At 69.5% G+C, this 19,259-nt stretch carries 15 protein-coding genes and 2 pseudogenes; 11 read left to right on the forward strand and 6 right to left on the reverse strand.

All coding sequences use genetic code 11. The features are described 5' to 3' along the window. The first annotated feature begins 78 nt into the window (after nt 1-78). The 5 genes from rpsA (at nt 79) to E0E30_RS03355 (ending at nt 6,178) form a co-directional block, all read left to right on the forward strand. Nucleotides 79-1,578: a 30S ribosomal protein S1 gene (gene rpsA / locus E0E30_RS03335; RefSeq protein ID WP_130865089.1), complete on the forward strand. Its 1,500-nt coding sequence runs from the start codon at nt 79-81 to the stop codon at nt 1,576-1,578. A 164-nt stretch (nt 1,579-1,742) separates the two neighbouring features. Next, the gene (locus E0E30_RS03340) at nt 1,743-2,264 is read left to right on the forward strand and encodes a hypothetical protein (protein WP_130865090.1); all 522 of its coding nucleotides are present in this window, start codon (nt 1,743-1,745) and stop codon (nt 2,262-2,264) included. Next, a complete protein-coding gene (gene coaE / locus E0E30_RS03345; protein ID WP_245306481.1) occupies nt 2,261-2,869 on the forward strand; it encodes a dephospho-CoA kinase in 609 nt (202 codons plus the stop codon). The genes E0E30_RS03340 and coaE overlap by 4 nt, the downstream gene beginning before the upstream one ends. A 10-nt stretch (nt 2,870-2,879) precedes the next feature. Further along, nucleotides 2,880-4,991, forward strand: coding sequence for an excinuclease ABC subunit UvrB (gene uvrB / locus E0E30_RS03350; RefSeq protein ID WP_130865091.1), 2,112 nt, complete (start codon nt 2,880-2,882; stop codon nt 4,989-4,991). Nucleotides 4,992-5,197: 206 nt separating this feature from the next. Continuing rightward, complete coding sequence (locus E0E30_RS03355; RefSeq protein ID WP_130865092.1) at nt 5,198-6,178, forward strand: TerC family protein; 981 nt, start codon at nt 5,198-5,200, stop codon at nt 6,176-6,178. A gap of 167 nt (nt 6,179-6,345) precedes the next feature. Here E0E30_RS03355 and E0E30_RS03360 read toward each other — a convergent pair whose 3' ends face one another. Continuing rightward, nucleotides 6,346-6,858 (reverse strand): GNAT family N-acetyltransferase, encoded by a 513-nt coding sequence (locus tag E0E30_RS03360; RefSeq protein ID WP_167853870.1) that lies wholly within the window; start codon nt 6,856-6,858, stop codon nt 6,346-6,348. A gap of 143 nt (nt 6,859-7,001) precedes the next feature. Beyond that, nucleotides 7,002-7,640: a DUF4386 domain-containing protein gene (locus E0E30_RS03365; RefSeq protein ID WP_210115762.1), complete on the reverse strand. Its 639-nt coding sequence runs from the start codon at nt 7,638-7,640 to the stop codon at nt 7,002-7,004. Nucleotides 7,641-7,737: 97 nt separating this feature from the next. Here E0E30_RS03365 and E0E30_RS03370 point away from each other — a divergent pair, with 97 nt between their 5' ends. After that, the gene (locus E0E30_RS03370; protein ID WP_130865095.1) at nt 7,738-8,436 is read left to right on the forward strand and encodes a TetR/AcrR family transcriptional regulator C-terminal domain-containing protein; all 699 of its coding nucleotides are present in this window, start codon (nt 7,738-7,740) and stop codon (nt 8,434-8,436) included. Nucleotides 8,437-8,468: 32 nt separating this feature from the next. Here E0E30_RS03370 and E0E30_RS03375 read toward each other — a convergent pair whose 3' ends face one another. Both E0E30_RS03375 and E0E30_RS03380 read right to left on the reverse strand, forming a co-directional pair. Then, nucleotides 8,469-9,131, reverse strand: coding sequence for an MBL fold metallo-hydrolase (locus tag E0E30_RS03375; RefSeq protein WP_130865096.1), 663 nt, complete (start codon nt 9,129-9,131; stop codon nt 8,469-8,471). A 22-nt stretch (nt 9,132-9,153) separates the two neighbouring features. Next, nucleotides 9,154-9,861, reverse strand: coding sequence for a maleylpyruvate isomerase family mycothiol-dependent enzyme (locus E0E30_RS03380; RefSeq protein WP_280953298.1), 708 nt, complete (start codon nt 9,859-9,861; stop codon nt 9,154-9,156). Nucleotides 9,862-9,969: 108 nt separating this feature from the next. Here E0E30_RS03380 and uvrA point away from each other — a divergent pair. Then, nucleotides 9,970-12,813: pseudogene (gene uvrA, locus E0E30_RS03385) on the forward strand (excinuclease ABC subunit UvrA); the annotation flags it as partial. A gap of 57 nt (nt 12,814-12,870) precedes the next feature. Here uvrA and E0E30_RS03390 read toward each other — a convergent pair. Then, entirely contained in the window at nt 12,871-13,278 is a 408-nt protein-coding gene (locus E0E30_RS03390; protein ID WP_130865099.1) for a Rieske (2Fe-2S) protein, read from the reverse strand. A 63-nt stretch (nt 13,279-13,341) separates the two neighbouring features. Further along, a complete protein-coding gene (locus E0E30_RS03395; RefSeq protein ID WP_130865100.1) occupies nt 13,342-14,088 on the reverse strand; it encodes a histidine phosphatase family protein in 747 nt (248 codons plus the stop codon). Nucleotides 14,089-14,123: 35 nt separating this feature from the next. Between E0E30_RS03395 and uvrC the strand changes: the two are divergent. The 4 genes and pseudogenes from uvrC (at nt 14,124) to whiA (ending at nt 19,198) form a co-directional block, all read left to right on the forward strand. Beyond that, nucleotides 14,124-16,168, forward strand: a pseudogene (uvrC, locus tag E0E30_RS03400) (excinuclease ABC subunit UvrC). A 146-nt stretch (nt 16,169-16,314) separates the two neighbouring features. Beyond that, the gene (gene rapZ / locus E0E30_RS03405) at nt 16,315-17,139 is read left to right on the forward strand and encodes an RNase adapter RapZ (RefSeq protein WP_210115858.1); all 825 of its coding nucleotides are present in this window, start codon (nt 16,315-16,317) and stop codon (nt 17,137-17,139) included. A gap of 95 nt (nt 17,140-17,234) precedes the next feature. Beyond that, nucleotides 17,235-18,182: a gluconeogenesis factor YvcK family protein gene (locus E0E30_RS03410; RefSeq protein ID WP_130866713.1), complete on the forward strand. Its 948-nt coding sequence runs from the start codon at nt 17,235-17,237 to the stop codon at nt 18,180-18,182. A 29-nt stretch (nt 18,183-18,211) separates the two neighbouring features. Further along, nucleotides 18,212-19,198, forward strand: a complete 987-nt coding sequence (gene whiA, locus E0E30_RS03415) for a DNA-binding protein WhiA (protein WP_130865102.1) — start codon at nt 18,212-18,214, stop codon at nt 19,196-19,198. Nucleotides 19,199-19,259 lie beyond the last annotated feature (61 nt).

Raw genomic sequence — 19,259 nt, forward strand, 5'->3', positions numbered from 1 at the left:
CGGGGGCCCGATCCCACGATCGGACCGTCCGAGTGCCATGGTGCGCCATCATCACCAGATCATTCGGAGCCCTACTACATGACCTCCTCCACTGAGGCCTCCACCTCGAACACGGTCGATCTCGACCAGCAGACTGCCGCCAACGTCACCGAGAACGGCTCGGTCACCGTCGACGACCTGGGCAGCCCCGAGGCCTTCATGGCCGCGGTGGACGCCACCATCAAGTACTTCAACGACGGCGACATCGTCACCGGCACTGTCGTCAAGGTCGACCGGGACGAGGTCCTCCTCGACATCGGTTACAAGACCGAGGGCGTCATTCCTTCCAAGGAACTCTCCATCAAGCACGACGTCGACCCCTTCGAGGTGGTCCAGGTCGGCGATGAGATCGAGGCCCTGGTCCAGCAGAAGGAGGACAAGGAGGGTCGTCTCATCCTGTCCAAGAAGCGCGCCCAGTACGAGCGCGCCTGGGGCACGATCGAGAAGATCAAGGACGAGGACGGGGTCGTCAACGGCACCGTCATCGAGGTCGTCAAGGGCGGCCTCATCGTCGACATCGGTCTGCGCGGCTTCCTGCCGGCCTCCCTCGTCGAGATGCGTCGGGTCCGCGACCTCCAGCCCTACGTCGGCCAGGAGATCGAGGCCAAGATCATCGAGCTCGACAAGAACCGCAACAACGTCGTCCTGTCGCGTCGTGCGTGGCTCGAGCAGACCCAGTCCGAGGTCCGCCAGAACTTCCTCAACCAGCTCCAGAAGGGCCAGATCCGCAAGGGCGTCGTCTCCTCGATCGTCAACTTCGGTGCCTTCGTCGACCTCGGTGGGGTCGACGGCCTGGTCCACGTCTCCGAGCTGTCCTGGAAGCACATCGACCATCCGAACGAGGTCGTCGAGGTCGGCCAGCCGGTCACCGTCGAGGTGCTCGACGTCGACATGGATCGCGAGCGCGTCTCGCTGTCGCTCAAGGCGACCCAGGAGGATCCGTGGCAGGCCTTCGCCCGTCTGCACCAGATCGGCCAGATCGTCCCCGGCAAGGTCACCAAGCTCGTCCCGTTCGGTGCCTTCGTCCGCGTCGAGGACGGCATCGAGGGCCTGGTCCACGTCTCCGAGCTCGCCGAGCGTCATGTCGAGATCCCCGAGCAGATCGTCACCGTCGGTGACGACGTCATGGTCAAGATCATCGACATCGACCTCGACCGTCGTCGCATCTCGCTGTCGCTCAAGCAGGCCAACGAGGGCGTCGACGTCGACTCCGACGAGTTCGACCCGTCGCTGTACGGCATGACCGCCTCCTACGACGAGAACGGCAACTACATCTACCCCGAGGGCTTCGATCCGGAGACCAACGAGTGGAAGCCGGGCTACGACGAGCAGCGGATCGCCTGGGAGCAGCAGTACGCCGAGGCCCAGGCTCGCTGGGAGGCCCACAAGAAGCAGGTCATCGAGGCCGAGAAGGCCGAGCAGGACGCCGCCCTCTCCTCGGGCAACCCCTCCTCGTACACCTCCGCCGCCCCGGTCGAGGGCTCGCTGGCCTCCGACGAGGCCCTGCAGGCCCTGCGTGACAAGCTGACGAACAACTGATCGTCCGCGAACTGACGTCCTCCCCTCCCCGGTTCGCCCGGGGAGGGGACGTCTGTGTCCGGGCCCGGGCGGTGGGCCCGGCGTGGAGGCGCCGACGGTCGATGCGGCGCGCAGGCGCGCGAAGACGCGCTCGGTGTGGCCACCTCGGTGGGATCATGGAACCCATGGACGACACGAGGGTTCGCTGGCACACCCTGCCCGGGGTGTGGGCCTTCTGGCTCGCCCTGGCGCTCCACGCCGGGCTCGTCGTGTGGCTGGCGGTCGCCGGTCCCGACGTCGTCGCCAGTCATGCAGGGTTGGACGGCACGGTCGACGCCTGGCAGTCGCGGACGGCGGCCGTGGTGACGTGGACCGTCATGGGCGTCGTCTGGACCGGTCTGGGGATCGCCATCGTCCGAATCCCCGCCGCGATCGTCAACGTCCCCCATCCGGAGTACTGGAAGCGGCCCGAGCACCTCGGGCAGCTGCGGCGCAGGTCGATCTCGGGCCTCAGCTGGTTCGCCGCGATGACTGCCGTGCTGCTCGTGGCGGTCCTCGCCGGGATGGTCTCGACGTCGGGGTGGGCGCGGCAGCTGCCCACCGTCGCCCTGGTCATCTACCTCGTCGCGACGGTCCTGTGGATCGTGGTCTTCGTCCGGTCCTTCCGGGTTCCCGAGGACCCCGCGGATTCCTGGGGCGACCGGTGAGACGAGGCAGCCCACGGCGTCGGATCGCCCTCACCGGCGGTATCGCCACCGGCAAGTCGACGGTCGCCTCGCTGCTGGCCGGCCACGGGGCCCTCGTCATCGACTACGACCAGCTCTCCCGTGAGGTCGTCGCCCCCGGCACCACCGGCCTGGCTCGGGTGGCGGAGCGGTTCGGCAGCCGGGTGCTGTCCGCGGACGGCTCCCTCGACCGGGCGGCGCTGGCGCGCGTCGTCTTCGCCGACCCTCATGGACGCCGTGACCTCGAGCGGATCATCCATCCGCTCGTCATCGCGCGGGCCGACGAGCTCGAGGACGCCGCCGGGGCCCAGCAGCTCGTCATCCACGACGTCCCGCTGCTCCTCGAAGCCGGGATGGACGCCGACTTCGACGTCGTCGTCGTCACCGATCTTGACCCCGAGGACCAGGTGCGGCGGGCGGTGGACCGGGACGGCGCCCGGGCCGAGGCGGTCCGGGCCCGGATGGCGGCGCAGGTCGGGCGCGCACGGCGTCTGGAGCGGGCCGACCTCGTCGTCGACACCTCCGGGCCGCTGGATGCGCTACCGGCGAAGGTCGACGCGCTGTGGGCCCGGCTCACCGCGGCATAGCCTTGGACCCATGCGTCCGGTCACCGATCTCATCCGTCGTGTCGCGCCCTTCCACGTCGTCAGCGACTTCGCTCCCTCCGGCGACCAGCCACGGGCCATCGACGAGCTCGAGCGGCGGCTGCGCGCCGGCGAGCAGGACGTCGTCCTCCTCGGCGCGACCGGTACCGGCAAGACGGCCACGGTGGCCTGGCTGGCCGAACGGGTGCAGCGTCCGATGCTCGTCATGCAGCCCAACAAGACGCTGGCCGCGCAGTTCGCCCAGGAGTTGCGCGGGTTCTTCCCGGACAACGCCGTCGAGTACTTCGTGAGCTACTACGACTACTACCAGCCCGAGGCATACATACCGCAGACTGACACGTACATCGAGAAGGACTCGAGCCTCAACGAGGAGGTCGAGAGACTGCGGCACTCGGCGACGAACTCGCTGCTCACCAGGCGTGACGTCATCGTCGTCGCCACCGTCTCGGCCATCTACGGCTTGGGCACCCCGCAGGAGTACGTCGACCGCATGGTGACCCTCGAGGTCGGCCAGGAATGGGACCGCGACGACCTGCTGAGGCGCCTGGTGACGAACCAGTACGTGCGCAACGACATCGCCGCCGAACGAGGCACCTTCCGGGTCCAGGGGGACACCATCGAGATCTTCCCGGTCTACGAGGAGAACGCCGTGCGCGTCGAGTTCTTCGGCGACGAGATCGAGGCGCTCACGACCCTCCACCCGCTCACCGGGGAGGTCATCAGCGAGGACGAGCTCGTCCACGTCTTCCCGGCGACCCACTACGTCGCCGGGCCCGAGCGGATGGAGCGGGCCATCAAGGGCATCGAGGAGGAACTGAGCGAACGCCTGAGCGTCCTCGAGCGGGACGGCAAACTCCTCGAGGCCCAGCGGCTGAGGATGCGCACCTCCTACGACATCGAGATGATGCGTCAGGTCGGGTCCTGCGCGGGGATCGAGAACTACTCGCGGCACATCGACGGGCGCGGTCCGGGAACCCCGCCGAACTGTCTGCTCGACTATTTCCCCGAGGACTTCGTCCTCGTCATCGACGAGTCGCACGTCACCGTCCCGCAGATCGGGGCGATGTACGAGGGCGACATGAGCCGCAAGCGCACCTTGGTCGAGCACGGCTTCCGGCTGCCGAGCGCCATGGACAACCGCCCGCTCAAGTTCGACGAGTTCGTCGAGCGGATCGGGCAGACGGTGTACCTCTCGGCGACCCCCGGGACCTACGAGACGGAGCGGTCCGACGGGCACGTCGAGCAGATCATCCGGCCGACGGGCCTCGTCGACCCGCGGGTCGTCGTCAAGCCGACGAAGGGTCAGATCGACGATCTCGTCGCCCAGGTGCGCGAACGCGCCGAGCGGCATGAGCGGGTGCTCGTGACGACGCTCACCAAGAAGATGGCCGAGGATCTCACCGACTACCTCATGGAGCACGGTGTGCGCACCCGCTACCTCCACTCGGAGATCGACACGCTCAAGCGGATCGAGCTGCTCAAGCAGTTGAGGATGGGGGAGTACGACGTCCTCGTCGGCATCAACCTCCTGCGCGAGGGGCTCGACCTGCCCGAGGTGTCGCTCGTCGCCATCCTCGACGCCGACAAGGAGGGGTTCCTCCGGTCCGAGCGTTCGCTCATCCAGACGATCGGTCGGGCCGCGCGCAACGTCAACGGCGAGGTCATCATGTACGCCGATCGGGTTACCGATTCCATGCAGGTGGCCATCGACGAGACCAACCGACGTCGCGACATCCAGCTGGCTTACAACGCCGAGCACGGGATCGACCCCACCCCACTGCGCAAGAGGATCGGTGACATCACCGAGATGCTCGCTCGGGAGGACGCCGACACGCAGGAGCTCGTCGCGCGATTCGACTACGGCAAGGGCCATCGCGGCTACGACTCGATGATCTCCGACGAGCAGCGGGCCCTGGCCGGTCATCGCAAGGCCCTCGACACCGGGGCGATGGGGGCCGAGCAGCTCGGTCAGCTCATCGTCGAGCTCACCGCCGAGATGCGCACCGCCGCCGGGGAGCTCAAGTTCGAGGTGGCCGCTCGGCTGCGCGACGAGATCGCCGACCTCAAGAAGGACCTGCGGCAGATGGTCGAGGCCTCACGCTGAGGGACGGGGACGACGGCCCCGGCGTCGGCCCGGTCGGGGTGACAGGTCCGCCCCGGCGGTGGAAGACTGGGGGTACTGGAGGGGAGTAGTCCCCGTCACGCCCCGGTCGTCACCACGGTTGCGCCATCGCGACCCGGCCGCGCGGCTCCTGCCGGTCGCGGGAGCGGACAAGACCTCCGGACCTTCGCTCACCCCAGGAGGCCCGGATGCACATCCACCCGTACGTATGGATCGTCACCATCGTCGTCATGGCGGGTCTGCTGGCCTTCGATGTCGGGATGATGCGGCGTCACCCCCACGTCCCCTCCCCCAAGGAGTGCGCGGGATGGGTGTCGATGTTCGTCGGCATGGCCGTCGTCTTCGGACTGGGGGTCTGGTGGCTGGCCGGTTCCGAGTTCGGTGGCCAGTTCTTCGCCGTGTGGGTCACCGAGTACAGCCTGTCGATGGACAACCTGTTCATCTTCATCATCATCATGGCGAAGTTCAAGGTGCCGGAGAGACTGCAGCAGTTCGCGCTGCTCGTCGGCATCATCATCGCCCTGGTGTTCCGGGGTGTCTTCATCGCGCTGGGACGGGCGGTGCTCACGGCGTGGGCGTGGGTGTTCTTCCTCTTCGGGGTGTTCCTCCTCTACTCGGCGGTCAAGCTCGTCCTGGATTTCATCCGCGGTGAGTCCGAGGAGGACGCGCCCGACAACCCGGTCATGGCCTGGATCCGCGAGAAGATGCCGACGACCGGTGACTACCGTGGCACCCGGTTCGTCATCCGGGAGCGGGGACACCTGCTGGCGACCTCGCTGGTGACGGTGACCATCGCGTTGGGGACCACCGATCTGCTCTTCGCCCTCGACTCGATCCCGGCGAGCTACGGCCTCACCGGGGAGCCGTACCTCATCTTCACCGCGAACGTCTTCGCCCTCATGGGCCTGCGGCAGCTCTACTTCCTCATCGGCAACCTCCTCAACCGGCTCGTGTACCTGCCGTTGGGGCTCGCCGTCGTCCTCGGGTTCATCGGCCTCAAACTGCTGGGTCACGCCATGCACCACTACCACCTCGACCAGTCCCTGGGCTTCCCGATCGAGGTCCCGGTGAGTTGGTCGCTGGGGATCATCGTCGGCACGCTGCTCGTCACCATGGTGGCCAGCCTCATCCAGTCCCGGCTGCACCCGGGAGCCGGCGGGCGCGACTGACTCCGGGGCGACCCGGGCGAGGGGGCAGGAGCTGCGCGGGGCGGGATGCGCGTCGCCGATGTCGGAGAATTCCCGTGAGCGGGGCTTTCGTCCCCGTGTGGGGAACATTGTCGAGCTGGGGGGATTTTCCTGACGTTCGTCCGCTCAGCCCAGCGGCATTCCTGCCCTCACGTCGCGCCGTCGTCGGGTCGATCGAGCCGGAACAGGAGGTCGAGGTCGTCGGCGTCGGGGTTCGGCTCGACACCGGTCGACTCGAACCCCGCGTTCTCGAGGACCCGTTGGCTGGCCGCGTTGTCGACGTGCACCCGGGTCGTCACGGCCGGGATCCGCAACTCCTCGAAGGCCCAGCGACACACGGCCAGGAGCGATCGGGTCGCGACGTGCCGGTCACGGTGGTCCGGGTGGACGAAGTACGAGACGTTCCACCGCTGGTCGACGACCTTGAGGTCGATCCCGCCGACCAGACCAGTGGCGTCGCGGATCGCCCAGACGTATGAGGTGGGGGAGTCGTCGAGGGAGACCCGGGTGAGGTGGGCACGGCATCGCGCGACGTCGGGGCGGTGCGGCCAGTCGAACCAGTGGGCGCACTCGTCGTCCTGGCAGGCGCACCAGGCCTCGGCGTCCTCCGGCGAGGGCGGGTCGAGGACGAGCTCGTCGACGAGGAGCAGGGGGCTGCGCATGGCAGCAGGATAGGGGTCCGGCCCTGGGCCGCGTGTCGGGAAAATCCCCTGAGGTGAGGTTTCCTCCCCTGGCGGGGAGGATTGCCACGCTGGGGGGATTCTCCCGACACTTGCCCCACCCCTCCCTGAGCCCGGGCCCCGGATCATCCGCCGTGGAGCCCCCGGACGATGAGATGGACGGCCAGCGAGATCTCCCAGAGGAAGATCGGCAGGGCGCTCACGGCGATCGGCGTCATGAGTCCGTACAGGAGGGCGAGGTTGTGGGTCGTCGTCACGAGTGCCCCGGTCAGCCCGAGCAGCGGGATCCACCGGGGCACCATCCTGTGTCGCAGGAGCAACGTGGCGAGCACGGCGGTGTGCACTGGTGCGACCAACCCGGGGCCGACGAGGAAGGTCCAGTCGTGCACCAGGTGAAGGGCTGCGGTCACGTCCGGCGTGACCCCGGAGCCGCCACGGGCCGCCGGACGGGCGACCGTCGGGAGAATGGTCACGACCCCGACGAGGATGACGGACGCCTCCAGGGTTCGCAGGGCGGTGTAGGACGCCGCGAGGGTCGGTGCCGCCCGCCGCAGCAGCGGGTACAGCACGACTCCGGTTCCCACGATGGCCAGGGCCAGCACCACCTCGAGCAGCGCTCCGGTGATGACCGAGGGGCGGTCGGCGAGCGCCGCACGGGTGTCGAGGGCGGACGAACCGTAGAGGATGACCGCCACGACGGAGGTCACATGGGTGACGAGATAGAGAACTCCGGCGAATCGGTACGGGGTGCGGGTGTCGGTCATGGTCAGCGTGCCTCGCATCGGGTCTGAGGTGTACGACGTACACCATCTGGGGCACGACTGTAGGTGTACGCTGTACGCCACGTCAAGAGGAGGACCCATGGCCCCGCGCACACCCTTGTCCCGCCAAGCAGTCCTCGACGCCGCCGTGGCGCTGGCGGACGCGGAGGGACTCGCCTCGGTGAGCATGCGACGGCTGGGCCAGCAGCTCGACGTCGTCCCGATGGCGCTGTACAAGCACGTCGCGGACAAGGAGGACCTGCTCGACGGCATGGTCGACACGGTGCTCGCCGAGATCGGCCGACCCGGATCGACCGAGTCCGACGCCGTCGGTGCGGGCCCGACCTGGCGCAATCGAGTCCGGGGCACGGCCCTGGCTGCGCGTGCGGTGATGCGGCGTCACCCCTGGGCGCGGCGAGCCATCGAGACCCGGACCCATCGCACTGCAGCGGTGCTCCGGCACATGGAGACGGTGACGAGTCAGCTCCTCGCCGGAGGGCTGACACCCGACCTGACCCACCACGCCATGCACGCCCTGGGCAATCGGATCTGGGGATTCAGCCCCGAACTCTTCGACGAGTCGACCGCGGCGCCCGCTCGACGACGACGGCGGTCCGAGTCACTCGACCCCCGTGACTTCCCCGGCATCATGGCGGTGACTACTGACTCGCGGGCGCGTCGCCCCGATGCGACCTCGTGCGATGAGGACTTCGAGTTCGAGTTCGCGCTCGATCTTGTCCTCGACGGTGTGGAACGGCTCCACCGGGATGGCTGGGACAGCGGCCCCGGGCGGGACTGATCCCGGGAACCCTCCTCGCGTCGGGCGACCCCTCACCATCCGCGGGCCCGCCACAGGGGCAGGGCGTCGCGTTCGGCACCGAGGGTCGTGGCGTCCCCGTGCCCGGGGTGGACGACGGTGTCGTCGTGCAGGGGAGCGAAGAGTTTGAGGCAGACCCCGGTGAAGAGGCTGTCGAACTCGCGCGACCCCTCGGTCTTCCCGACACCACCGGGGAAGAGACAGTCCCCGGACAGGACGTGGTCGGGCCGCCCCTCCCCTCCGCGGACGATGAGGGCGACCGAGCCGCGCGTGTGCCCGACGAGCCCGACGACCTCGAGCTCCAGCTGCCCGACCCGCAGCAGGTCACCGTCCCACATGGTCCGACAGCGGACCCCGGTGGACGCCTCGATGGCCTCGGCGTCCGGCGTCCCGCACCAGGGCTCGGCGCCCGTCTCCTCGACGATCCGGGCCAGTGCCCCGGTGTGGTCCTCATGACGATGGGTCGTGACGACCGCTCCCAGCGTCCGGTCGTCGATCATCGACCTGAGCCGCCCCGGCTCGGCGGCGGCGTCGACGAGGACGACCGGCCCCTCGGCGGGTCGCAGCAGGTAGGCATTGTTGTCCATCGGACCGACGGAGACCTTGACGATGTCGAGCCCGTCGCGGACGGGGACGACGAGCGGATCGGCGCCGGGAAAGACGTGGTGGCGAGGCATGACGGACTCCTTCGGCCGGGGATCAGGACATGAGCGGCAGGGCCAGGCCGTCCACCCCGCGCAGCCCCTGGGCCTCGCCGGCGCAGGTTCGACCCGACAACCATCCGGCGAGGACGGCGTCCGGTCCGCTCACCGTCGTGGCGAACCCCGTCCCGCCGATCCGGTCGGTCAGCCCGGAGTCGGTGACGACGTGCAGGGCCGGGATGTCGCGGCGGCGCCGCAGCCGGAAGCACACCCACTCGACGAGCACCCGGGCGCTGAGGTCGTCGATCGAGGCCAGATCGAAGCCGACGTCGAGGTCGACGTGGTGCAGGAGCACCTCGGCCAGTCGCACCGCCGGCAGGTCGTGGGCGTGGACGACGACGTCGGGCAGGAGAATGACCGGTGTCGCGGGATCGACCTTCTCGAGGTCGTCGAACCATTCGTGCAACCGCCCGGCGCTGGTGTCCAGATCGATCTGCAGCTCGATACCGGGCCGCTCCGAGCCTCGCTCGATGGCCGTCGTCCGCTCCTGCTGCGAGTCGTACATCGGCACCGGTGGGCGGTGGTCGACGAGGGCCGAGCAGACCCGCGAGAGGGCGTCGGCCCCGCGCGCCAGATGGGTCGCGACGTGCGCCCGCGTCCACCCGGGCAGCCGACTCGGCGACTGCCAGTGCTCGTCGGTGATGGCCATGGTGGCGCCGAGCAGACGCTGCGTCGCCTCGCGTTTGGCGTCACGGACCTGCGCCATGGGCGCGCTCAGACGCAGCCCTGACGAGGAAGGTCGCTCGAGGCTCATGCCCCCAACCTAGTGCCGCGGAAGGTCTCGGACCAGAACTGTCGTCGCCCGCCCCTACGATTGCTGCCCGTGAGTGGAGATCGCATCGTCGTCCGGGGAGCCCGGGAGCACAACCTGCGCAACGTCAGCCTCGAGCTGCCGCGGGACGCGCTCATCGTCTTCACCGGCCTGTCCGGTTCGGGCAAGTCGTCGTTGGCCTTCGACACCATCTTCGCCGAGGGCCAACGCCGTTACGTCGAGTCCCTGTCGGCCTATGCCCGCCAGTTCCTCGGCCAGATGGACAAGCCCGACGTCGACTTCATCGAGGGGCTGTCGCCGGCGGTCTCCATCGACCAGAAGTCGACCTCGCGCAACCCCCGGTCGACCGTCGGCACCATCACCGAGATCCACGACTACCTGCGCCTGCTGTGGGCCCGCATCGGCGTCCCACACTGCCCCGAGTGCGGCGAACCCATCGCCCGTCAGACCCCGCAACAGGTCGTCGACCGGCTGCTGGCCCTCGAGGAGGGCACCCGGTTCCAGGTGCTCGCCCCGGTCGTGCGTGGCCGCAAGGGTGAGTACGTCGAGCTCTTCCGCCAACTCCTCACCGACGGGTTCACCCGGGTCCGGGTCGACGGTCAGGTCCATCGCCTCGGCGAGGTGCCCGCTCTGGACAAGAAGCGCAAACACGACATCGACGTCGTCGTCGACCGGATCTCCGTCAAGCCGTCCACGAAGCAACGGCTCACCGAATCCGTCGAGACCGCCATGAGACTGGCCGAGGGGGTTGTCGGCATCGACTTCGTCGACCGACCGGCCGATGCCCCCGACCGCGAGCGTCGGTACTCCGAGAACATGGCCTGCCCCAATGAGCACGACATCGACATCGACGAGCTCGAGCCGCGCCAGTTCTCCTTCAACGGCCCGTGGGGTGCCTGCCCGGACTGCTCGGGGCTGGGCACCACCCTCGAGGTCGATCCCGACCTCGTCGTCCCCGACCAACAGGTGAGCCTCGTCGACGGAGCCGTCGCCCCGTGGTCGACGCCGCAGGTCGCCCGTCACTTCGCGCACGTCTTCGAGGCCCTCGGCAAGGAGCACGGGTTCGACCCGACGGTTCCCTGGGCCGAGCTCAGCCCACAGGTCAAGGGGCTCATCCTCCACGGTGACGGGGAGCCGGTCATGGTGAGCTACCGCAACCGCTTCGGCCGGGTGCGCAGCTTCTCCCAGAACTACGAGGGGGTGCTGCACTACGTACGACGCCGTCATGACGAGGCCGAGACCGACGCCGCCCGCACCCGGTGGGGACAGTACCTCCGCGAGCATCCCTGCCCGTCCTGCCGGGGACGTCGTCTCAAGCCCTCGAGCCTGGCGGTGACGGTCGCCGGACGCAACATCGCCGAGGTCTCCGACATGTCCATCGGCCAGGCCTCCGAGTTCCTCACCTCCCTCGAGCTCACCGAACGCCAGGCGATGATCTCCGCCCGGGTCGTCAAGGAGGTGCGGGCACGACTGGCCTTCCTCGTCGACGTCGGCCTGGACTACCTCACCCTCTCGAGAGCCGCCGGGTCGCTGTCGGGCGGTGAGGCCCAGCGCATCCGGCTGGCCACCCAGATCGGGTCGGGTCTCGTCGGCGTCCTCTACGTTCTCGACGAGCCCTCCATCGGTCTGCACCAGCGTGACAACCGCAAGCTCATCGACACCCTCGTGCGCCTGCGCGACATGGGCAACACCCTCATCGTCGTCGAGCACGACGAGGACACCATCCGGGTCGCCGACTGGGTCGTCGACGTCGGTCCGGGGGCCGGTGAGCACGGTGGGAGGATCGTCGTCTCGGGCACCGTCGACGAGCTGCTCGCCAGCGAGGAGTCGGTCACCGGCGCCTACCTGTCGGGACGCCGTTCCATCCCGACCCCGGCGGTCCGGCGGCCCCGCACCGGCCGCGACCTCGTCGTCAAGGGGGCCCGGCAGAACAACCTTCGGAACATCGACGTCGACTTCCCCCTGGGCCAGCTCGTCGTCGTCACCGGGGTGTCCGGGTCGGGCAAGTCGACCCTCGTCAACCAGATCCTCTACACCTCCCTGGCGGCGCGGATCCACGGTGCCCGCGCGGTACCCGGCAAGCACGAGACGATCACCGGCATCGAGCAGGTCGACAAGGTCATCCACGTCGACCAGTCGCCCATCGGGCGCACCCCACGGTCGAACCCGGCGACGTACACCGGCGTCTTCGACAAGATCCGCGCCCTCTTCGCCCAGACCCCCGAGGCCAAGGTGCGCGGCTACCAGCAGGGCCGGTTCTCCTTCAACATCAAGGGTGGCCGCTGCGAGAACTGTCAGGGCGACGGCACCATCAAGATCGAGATGAACTTCCTGCCGGACGTCTACGTCCCCTGCGAGGTGTGCCACGGCGCCCGCTACAACCGGGAGACCCTCGACGTCCACTACAAGGGCAGGACGATCGCCGAGGTGCTCGACATGCCGATCGAGGAGGCGGCCGAGTTCTTCGAGCCCATCTCGTCGATCCACCGGCACCTCAGGACCCTCGTCGAGGTGGGCCTGGGCTACGTCCGTCTCGGCCAGCCGGCGACGACCCTGTCAGGAGGTGAGGCCCAGCGCGTCAAGCTGGCCTCCGAGCTGCAACGTCGGTCGACCGGCAGGACCCTCTACGTCCTCGACGAGCCGACGACCGGACTGCACTTCGAGGACATCAACAAGCTCCTCGGGGTGCTCGGGAGGCTCGTCGACCAGGGCAACTCGGTCATCGTCATCGAACACAACCTCGACGTCATCAAGACGGCCGACTGGATCATCGACATGGGACCCGAGGGCGGCAACGGCGGCGGAACGGTCGTCGCCGAGGGCACGCCGGAACAGGTCGCGGCCTGCCCGCAGTCGTACACGGGGCAGTTCCTGGCCGAGATCCTCGACGCCGGCTGAGGGCCGGGAGCTACGGGTCGGGAGCCGTCCCGGGCAGGGGTGACGTCAGGACCCGGAGACGGTGAGCGAGTCGCCGGAGACGGTGACCTTCGCCGCCCCCAGACCGCTCGTCGCCGGACCCTGGGTCACCGACCCGTCCTTGATCGAGAACCTCGAGCCGTGACAGGGGCAGATGATCGACCCGTCGGTGACGGCGTCGACCTGGCAGCCGGCATGCGGGCAGACCCGGACGAACCCCTCGAACTGCCCCTTCGTCGGCTGTGTGACGACGAAGTTCGAGCCCTTGATGACCAGGCCCCCGCCCACCGGCACGTCGGCGGCCTTCGCCGTCGCGGGACCGGTGTGCACATCGTCGGAGTTCTGGTACGAGTTGCAACCGGTGAGCAGGCCGGTCGTGGCCAGGGCAGCCAGTCCTCCGGCGGTGTGCAGGATCTGTCGGCGGGTCGGTGACATCTCGTCCTCCTCGGCGGGGTCGTGTCTCGTGGGTCGTTCGGCGTGAAGGGTGGGGGAGAGGTCTCAGCGGGTGCCCGGGTTCCCGGTGGCGAACGCGGTGGCGCCGGTCACCAGGCCGGCGAGCACGAGGTGGTCGACCCGGTTGATCCAGTGCACCTCGCAGCGGTCGCCATGCATCTCGACCATCGAGGTCGACGTGTTGGCCAGGTCGAACCACCACGGCTCGGACCCGATGGGGCTGTCGCGCAGCTGGGCCGCCCGCGCTGGGGCGAGGATCGTCTCGAGGACCAGGGCGCCGATGGCGCCGTGCCCCACATAGGCGACGACGTCGTCGTCCCGGTGCTCGGTGCGCAGCCACTCGACGATCCGCGCCGCCCGGTCGACGGCGTGCGCCGGGGTCTCGATCTGCTCGCGGTACCAGCCCTCCTCGGTGATCTCCTCGCCGAGGACCGCCCGTGGCGTCACGGCCGCGAGAGTCGTGCGGGAGGAACCGGGGTGGGCACGTCGGCCCTGAGGCGTCACCTCGACCGGACCCGGGCGCTCGTGGAGGAAGTCCCGCACGAGGATCGGCAGGTCGAGCGTCCGGGACACCGGATCGGCGGTCTGCAGGGTGCGCGTCATGGGGGAGGAGTACAGCACCGTCGGCCGCGGTTCGACGCCGCCGATCCACTCTCCCAGGGCCTTCGCCTGGGCCAGGCCGAGGTCGGTGAGGGGAGGGTCGGGCAGCCGGTTGGCCTCGTACTCCTCGACCCCGATGTCCGCCAGGGAGTTGTTGACGGACTGGCCATGGCGAATGAGGAGCAGGTGCACGGGACCACCCTACCGACGCGCATAGAGTTCACCCTATGGCCGACCCGTCCACCTACCGACCCGCCCCCGGCACCATCCCCACCNGCAGCGTCAGCTGTGTATAAGAGTCAGGCCCGGGGTCTACCGGTTCAGCGACGAGCACGGCCAGGTCATCTACGTCGGCAAGGCCAAGAACCTGCGCAATCGGCTCAACTCCTACTTCCAGGACCTCTCCGCCCTGCACCCGCGCACCCAACGGATGGTGACGACGGCCGCCCACGTCCAGTGGACCGTCGTCCAGAACGAGCTGGAGTCGCTCCAGCTCGAGTACACGTGGATCAAGGAGTTCGACCCGCGGTTCAACGTCATGTACCGCGACGACAAGAGCTACCCGTGGCTCGCCGTCACCTGGACCGATGAGTTCCCCCGGGTCTTCGTCGGCCGCGGCGCCCATCATCGCGGCTGGCGCTATTTCGGGCCCTTCGGCCAGGCCTGGGCCATCCGCGACACCATGGAGACCCTGCTGCGGGTCTTCCCTATGCGCTCCTGCTCCGCCGGCGTCTTCAACCGGGCACGGGCCCAGGGGCGGCCGTGCCTGCTCGGCTACATCGGCAAGTGTTCGGCCCCCTGCGTCGGCCGGATCGACGCCGACGCCCACCGGGCCATCGCCGAGGACCTGTGCTCCTTCATGGCCGGCCGGACGACGCCCATCGTCCGGCGGATCCGCACCGAGATGGAACGGGCTGCCGAGAACCTCGAGTTCGAGCGGGCCGCCGTCCTGCGCGACTCCCTCGAGTCCCTCGAGAAGGCGATGGAGCGCAATGCCATCGTCCTGGGCGACGGGACCGACGCCGACGTCATCGCCCTGGCCCTCGACCCGCTCGAGGTCGGCGTGAAGATCTTCCACGTCCGCGACGGACGGGTGCGTGGGGAACGGGGCTGGGTGGCCGACCGGGCCGACGACGCCGAGGCCGAGGAGCTCATGGAGATCTTCCTCCTCCAGCTCTACGGGCTCGACGGTCTGGCCGGCCACGAGGGGGAGCACGGCCAGGTCCGGGACGACGGCATGGGCCCGGCGGTGCCCCGGGAGATCCTCGTCTCGGTCGAGCCGACGTCGTCGGAGGGCCTCACCGAACTGCTCTCCGAGCTGCGCGGATCCCACGTGGACCTGCGCGTCCCCCAGCGGGGGGACAAGCGCACCCTCATGGAGACCGTGACGAAGAACGCCCAGGAGGTGCTCGAGCAGCACAAGCTCAAGCGGTCCTCCGACCTGGCCACGCGCACCCGCGCCCTCGAGGAGATCCAGGAGGCCCTCGGTCTGGACCGTGCCCCGCTGCGGATGGAGTCCTACGACATCTCGCACATCCAGGGCACCAATGTCGTCGGGTCGATGGTCGTCTTCGAGGACGGGATGCCACGCAAGTCGGAGTACCGGCGGTTCGTCATCAAGAGCTTCGAGGGGTCCGACGACTTCCAGGCCATGCACGAGGTGCTCACGCGGCGTCTGCGCCGTCTCGTCGAGGACCGCAGGGCGATGGCGCAGGCCGCGGGGGCCGACGGGGACCTCACCGGGACCCTCATCGACCCGACGACCGGGGCGCCGCGTCGTTTCGCCTACGCCCCGCACCTCATCGTCGTCGACGGCGGTGCCCCGCAGGTGCACGCCGCCCGCGACGTCCTCGAGGAGTTCGGGCTGGCCGACGAGATCGCCCTGTGCGGGCTGGCCAAGAGGCTCGAGGAGGTGTGGCTCCCCGACGAGGAGTGGCCGGTCATCCTCCCGCGCACCTCGGAGGGGCTCTACCTCCTGCAACGGCTGCGTGACGAGGCCCATCGTTTCGCCATCACCTTCCACCGGTCGAAACGGTCGAGGGCCATGGTCGAGTCGGTCCTCGACGACGTCCCCGGCCTGGGTGAGGTGCGGCGGCGGACCCTGCTGAGCCACTTCGGGTCGGTTCGCGCACTACGCAAGGCCGGGGTGGAGGAGATCGCCGCGGTGCCCGGTTTCGGGCCGACCCTGGCGGCCTCCGTCGTCGCCGCCCTGGCTCGCCAGGGGCAGCCCGAGGGCGTCGACACGGCCACCGGGGAGGTCCTGTCGGACTGAGCCCTGCCGGGCGCGGCAGGGGGGCGGCCGACGGCGGAGGTCGGACGAGGACGGCGTCGGATCTCTACGATGGCCCCGTGAGCACGACGTCCGACCAGCACACCGACAGCACCGGGACACCGGCGCGCGTCGTCATCATCACGGGCATGTCGGGGGCCGGTCGACGGACCGCCGCCCATGCCATGGAGGATCTCGGCTGGTACGTCGTCGACAACCTGCCGCCGACCATGCTGCTGTCCCTGTGCGACGAGGTCGCCGGTCACGGGATCGACCGGCTCGCCGTCGTCGCCGATGTGCGCACCCGCAGCCTCTTCGAGTCCCTCGACGGCGCCCTCACGCAGTTGCGTGCCCGCGGGGTCGAGCCGGAGATCCTCTTCCTCGAGGCCACCGACGAGACCATCGTCAAGAGGCAGGAGTCGAGCCGTCGTCCGTTGCCGCTGCAACGAGGCGGCCACCTGCTCGACGCCGTCGACCTGGAACGCCGGATGCTCTCGGGGCTGCGGGCCGGGGCCGACCTCGTCATCGACACCTCGGGGATCACCACCCGCCAGCTCGCCCAGCGGATCGACCACGCCTTCGCCGACGGGGACGAGGCCGCCCTCGCCTACCAGGTGATGTCGTTCGGGTTCAAGCGCGGGGTCCCGGTCGACGCCGATCTCGTCTTCGACGTCCGCTTCCTGCCCAATCCCTACTGGGTGCCCGAACTGCGTCCCAAGACCGGACTGTCACCGGACGTCTCCTCCTACGTCCTGGCCCAGCGGGGAGCCCTCGACTTCATCGAACGGGTGGACGACCTGCTCGCCGGCATGGAGGAGGGGTACCTTCGGGAGGGCAAGAGACAGGTCACCGTGGCCATCGGGTGCACCGGTGGCAAGCATCGGAGCACCTCGATGGCCGAGGAACTCGCCGGACGGCTGAGAGCGCGCGGTCGACGCACCGCCGTCCTGCACCGCGATCTGGGAAGGGAGTGACGATGACGTCGCAGTTCTATCCGGAGTACGACGAGTGGACCGAGGCCGAGGCCCGGGAGGCCCGCGACTACGGCCCCATCGGTACGACGACGCCGATGTACCGCCCGGCCGTGACCGCCTTCGGGGGTGGCCACGGGCTGGCGGTGTCATTGCGTGCCCTGCGCCGGATCACCGACCGGATCACCGCCGTCGTCACCGTGGCCGACAACGGGGGATCCTCGGGCCGGCTGCGCGAGGAGTTCGACTGCCTGCCGCCCGGCGACCTGCGTCGGGCGCTGGCCGCCCTGTGCGCCGACGACTTCGTCGGACGGACCTGGGCCCAGGTGCTCCAGGCCCGGTTCCGCGGCTCGGGGGTGTTGGCCGGTCACGCCATCGGCAACCTCCTCATCGCCGGACTGTGGCAGGAACTGGGCGACCCGGTCGCCGGGCTCGACATGGTCGGTCAGCTCCTGGGCACCCGCGGTCGCGTCCTGCCGATGGCCCTCACCCCGCTCGACATCGCCGCGGAGGTCGTCGGACTCGACCCGCTGCAGCCCGACGAGACGTACACCCTCACCGGCCAGTCGACGGTGGCCAAGACCCGCGCCGAGGTCATCAAGGTGCGGCTCGACCCGCCCGATCCGCCGGCCTGCCCGACCGTGCTCGAGGCCATCGCCGCCTCGGACGTCGTCGTCCTGGGGCCCGGGTCGTGGTTCACCTCGGTCATGCCCCACCTGCTCGTGCCGCAGATCGTCGAGGCGATCATGGACTCGCACGCGACGAAGATCCTCACCCTCAACGTCGCCGGGGCCGACGAGACCGACGGGTTCAGCCCGGCCCGACATCTCGAGGTCATCGCCGAGCACGAACCGCGGATCCGCTTCGACGTCGTCCTCGCCGACCGCTCCTTCGCCGGCTCGGACTCCCACCTGGAGTCCTTCGCGCACAACCTCGGGGCGCGTATCGTCGAGGCCGACTTGGCCATGCGGGACGGCTCGGCACGTCACGATCCCCTTCGGCTGGCCTCCGCCTACGCCGACATCATGGGCGTGCGAATCCGTTGACCATGCCAGACCCAGGAAGGACCAGCATCGTGGCCCTCACCTCGACCCTCAAGTCGGAGCTGTCCACCGTCACCGTCCCCAAGGCGTGCTGCCGGAGGTCGGAGATCGCCACCGTGCTCCGGTTCGCCGGGGGCATCCACATCGTGCGCGGCCACATCGTCATCGAGGCCGAGCTCGACAGCGGGGGAGCGGCCCGCCGGCTGCGTCAGGGCATCCAGGAGGCCTACGGGCTGGAGTCCGACCTCATCGTCGTCCAGGGTTCCGGGCTGCACCGGGCGACGAGGTACGTCGTCCGGCTCGTCCGCGGAGGGGCCGACCTGGCCCGTCTCGTCGGTCTCATCGACCGTCGCGGCATGCCGGTGCGCGGACTGCCGGCGACCGTCGTCGGGGCGGGGCGCTGCTGCCAGGCCGCCGCCTGGCGCGGGGCCTTCCTGGCCCGCGGGTCGCTCACCGAACCGGGACGGTCGATGTCGATGGAGATCACCGCCCCCGGCGCCGAGGCCGCCCTGGCCCTCGTCGGAGCCGCACGGCGTCTCGACATCACGGCCAAGTCGCGGCAGAGCCGGCATGTGGACCGGGTCGTCATCCGTGACGGGGACGCCATCGCCGCCATGCTCACCCGGATGGGTGCGCACGAGTCCGTCCTGGCCTGGGAGGAGCGTCGCATCCGTCGCGAGGTGCGCGCCTCGGCCAACCGCCTGGCCAACTTCGACGACGCCAATCTGCGTCGATCGGCGCGTGCCGCGGTGGCCGCGTCGGCCCGGGTGGAGCGTGCCCTGGAGATCCTCGGCGACGAGGTGCCCGATCACCTGCTCGTCGCCGGGCACCTGCGACTGGAGCATCGCAACTCGAGCCTCGAGGAGCTCGGGCAGCTGCACGAGCCGCCGCTCACCAAGGACGCCATCGCCGGACGCATCCGTCGTCTGCTGGCCATGGCCGACAAGGAGGCGCGTACCCGGGGCATCCCCACGACGATGGATGCCCTCCCGAACGCCGCGCGCGAGGGCGGGGCCTGACGGCTGCACGAATGTGACTTCGACCGCCCCGGCCTACCGTTCCGGGCCGGGGCCGCTATTG

The sequence above is a fragment of the Acidipropionibacterium timonense genome, assembly GCF_900605005.1.
Lineage (GTDB): Bacteria > Actinomycetota > Actinomycetes > Propionibacteriales > Propionibacteriaceae > Cutibacterium > Cutibacterium timonense.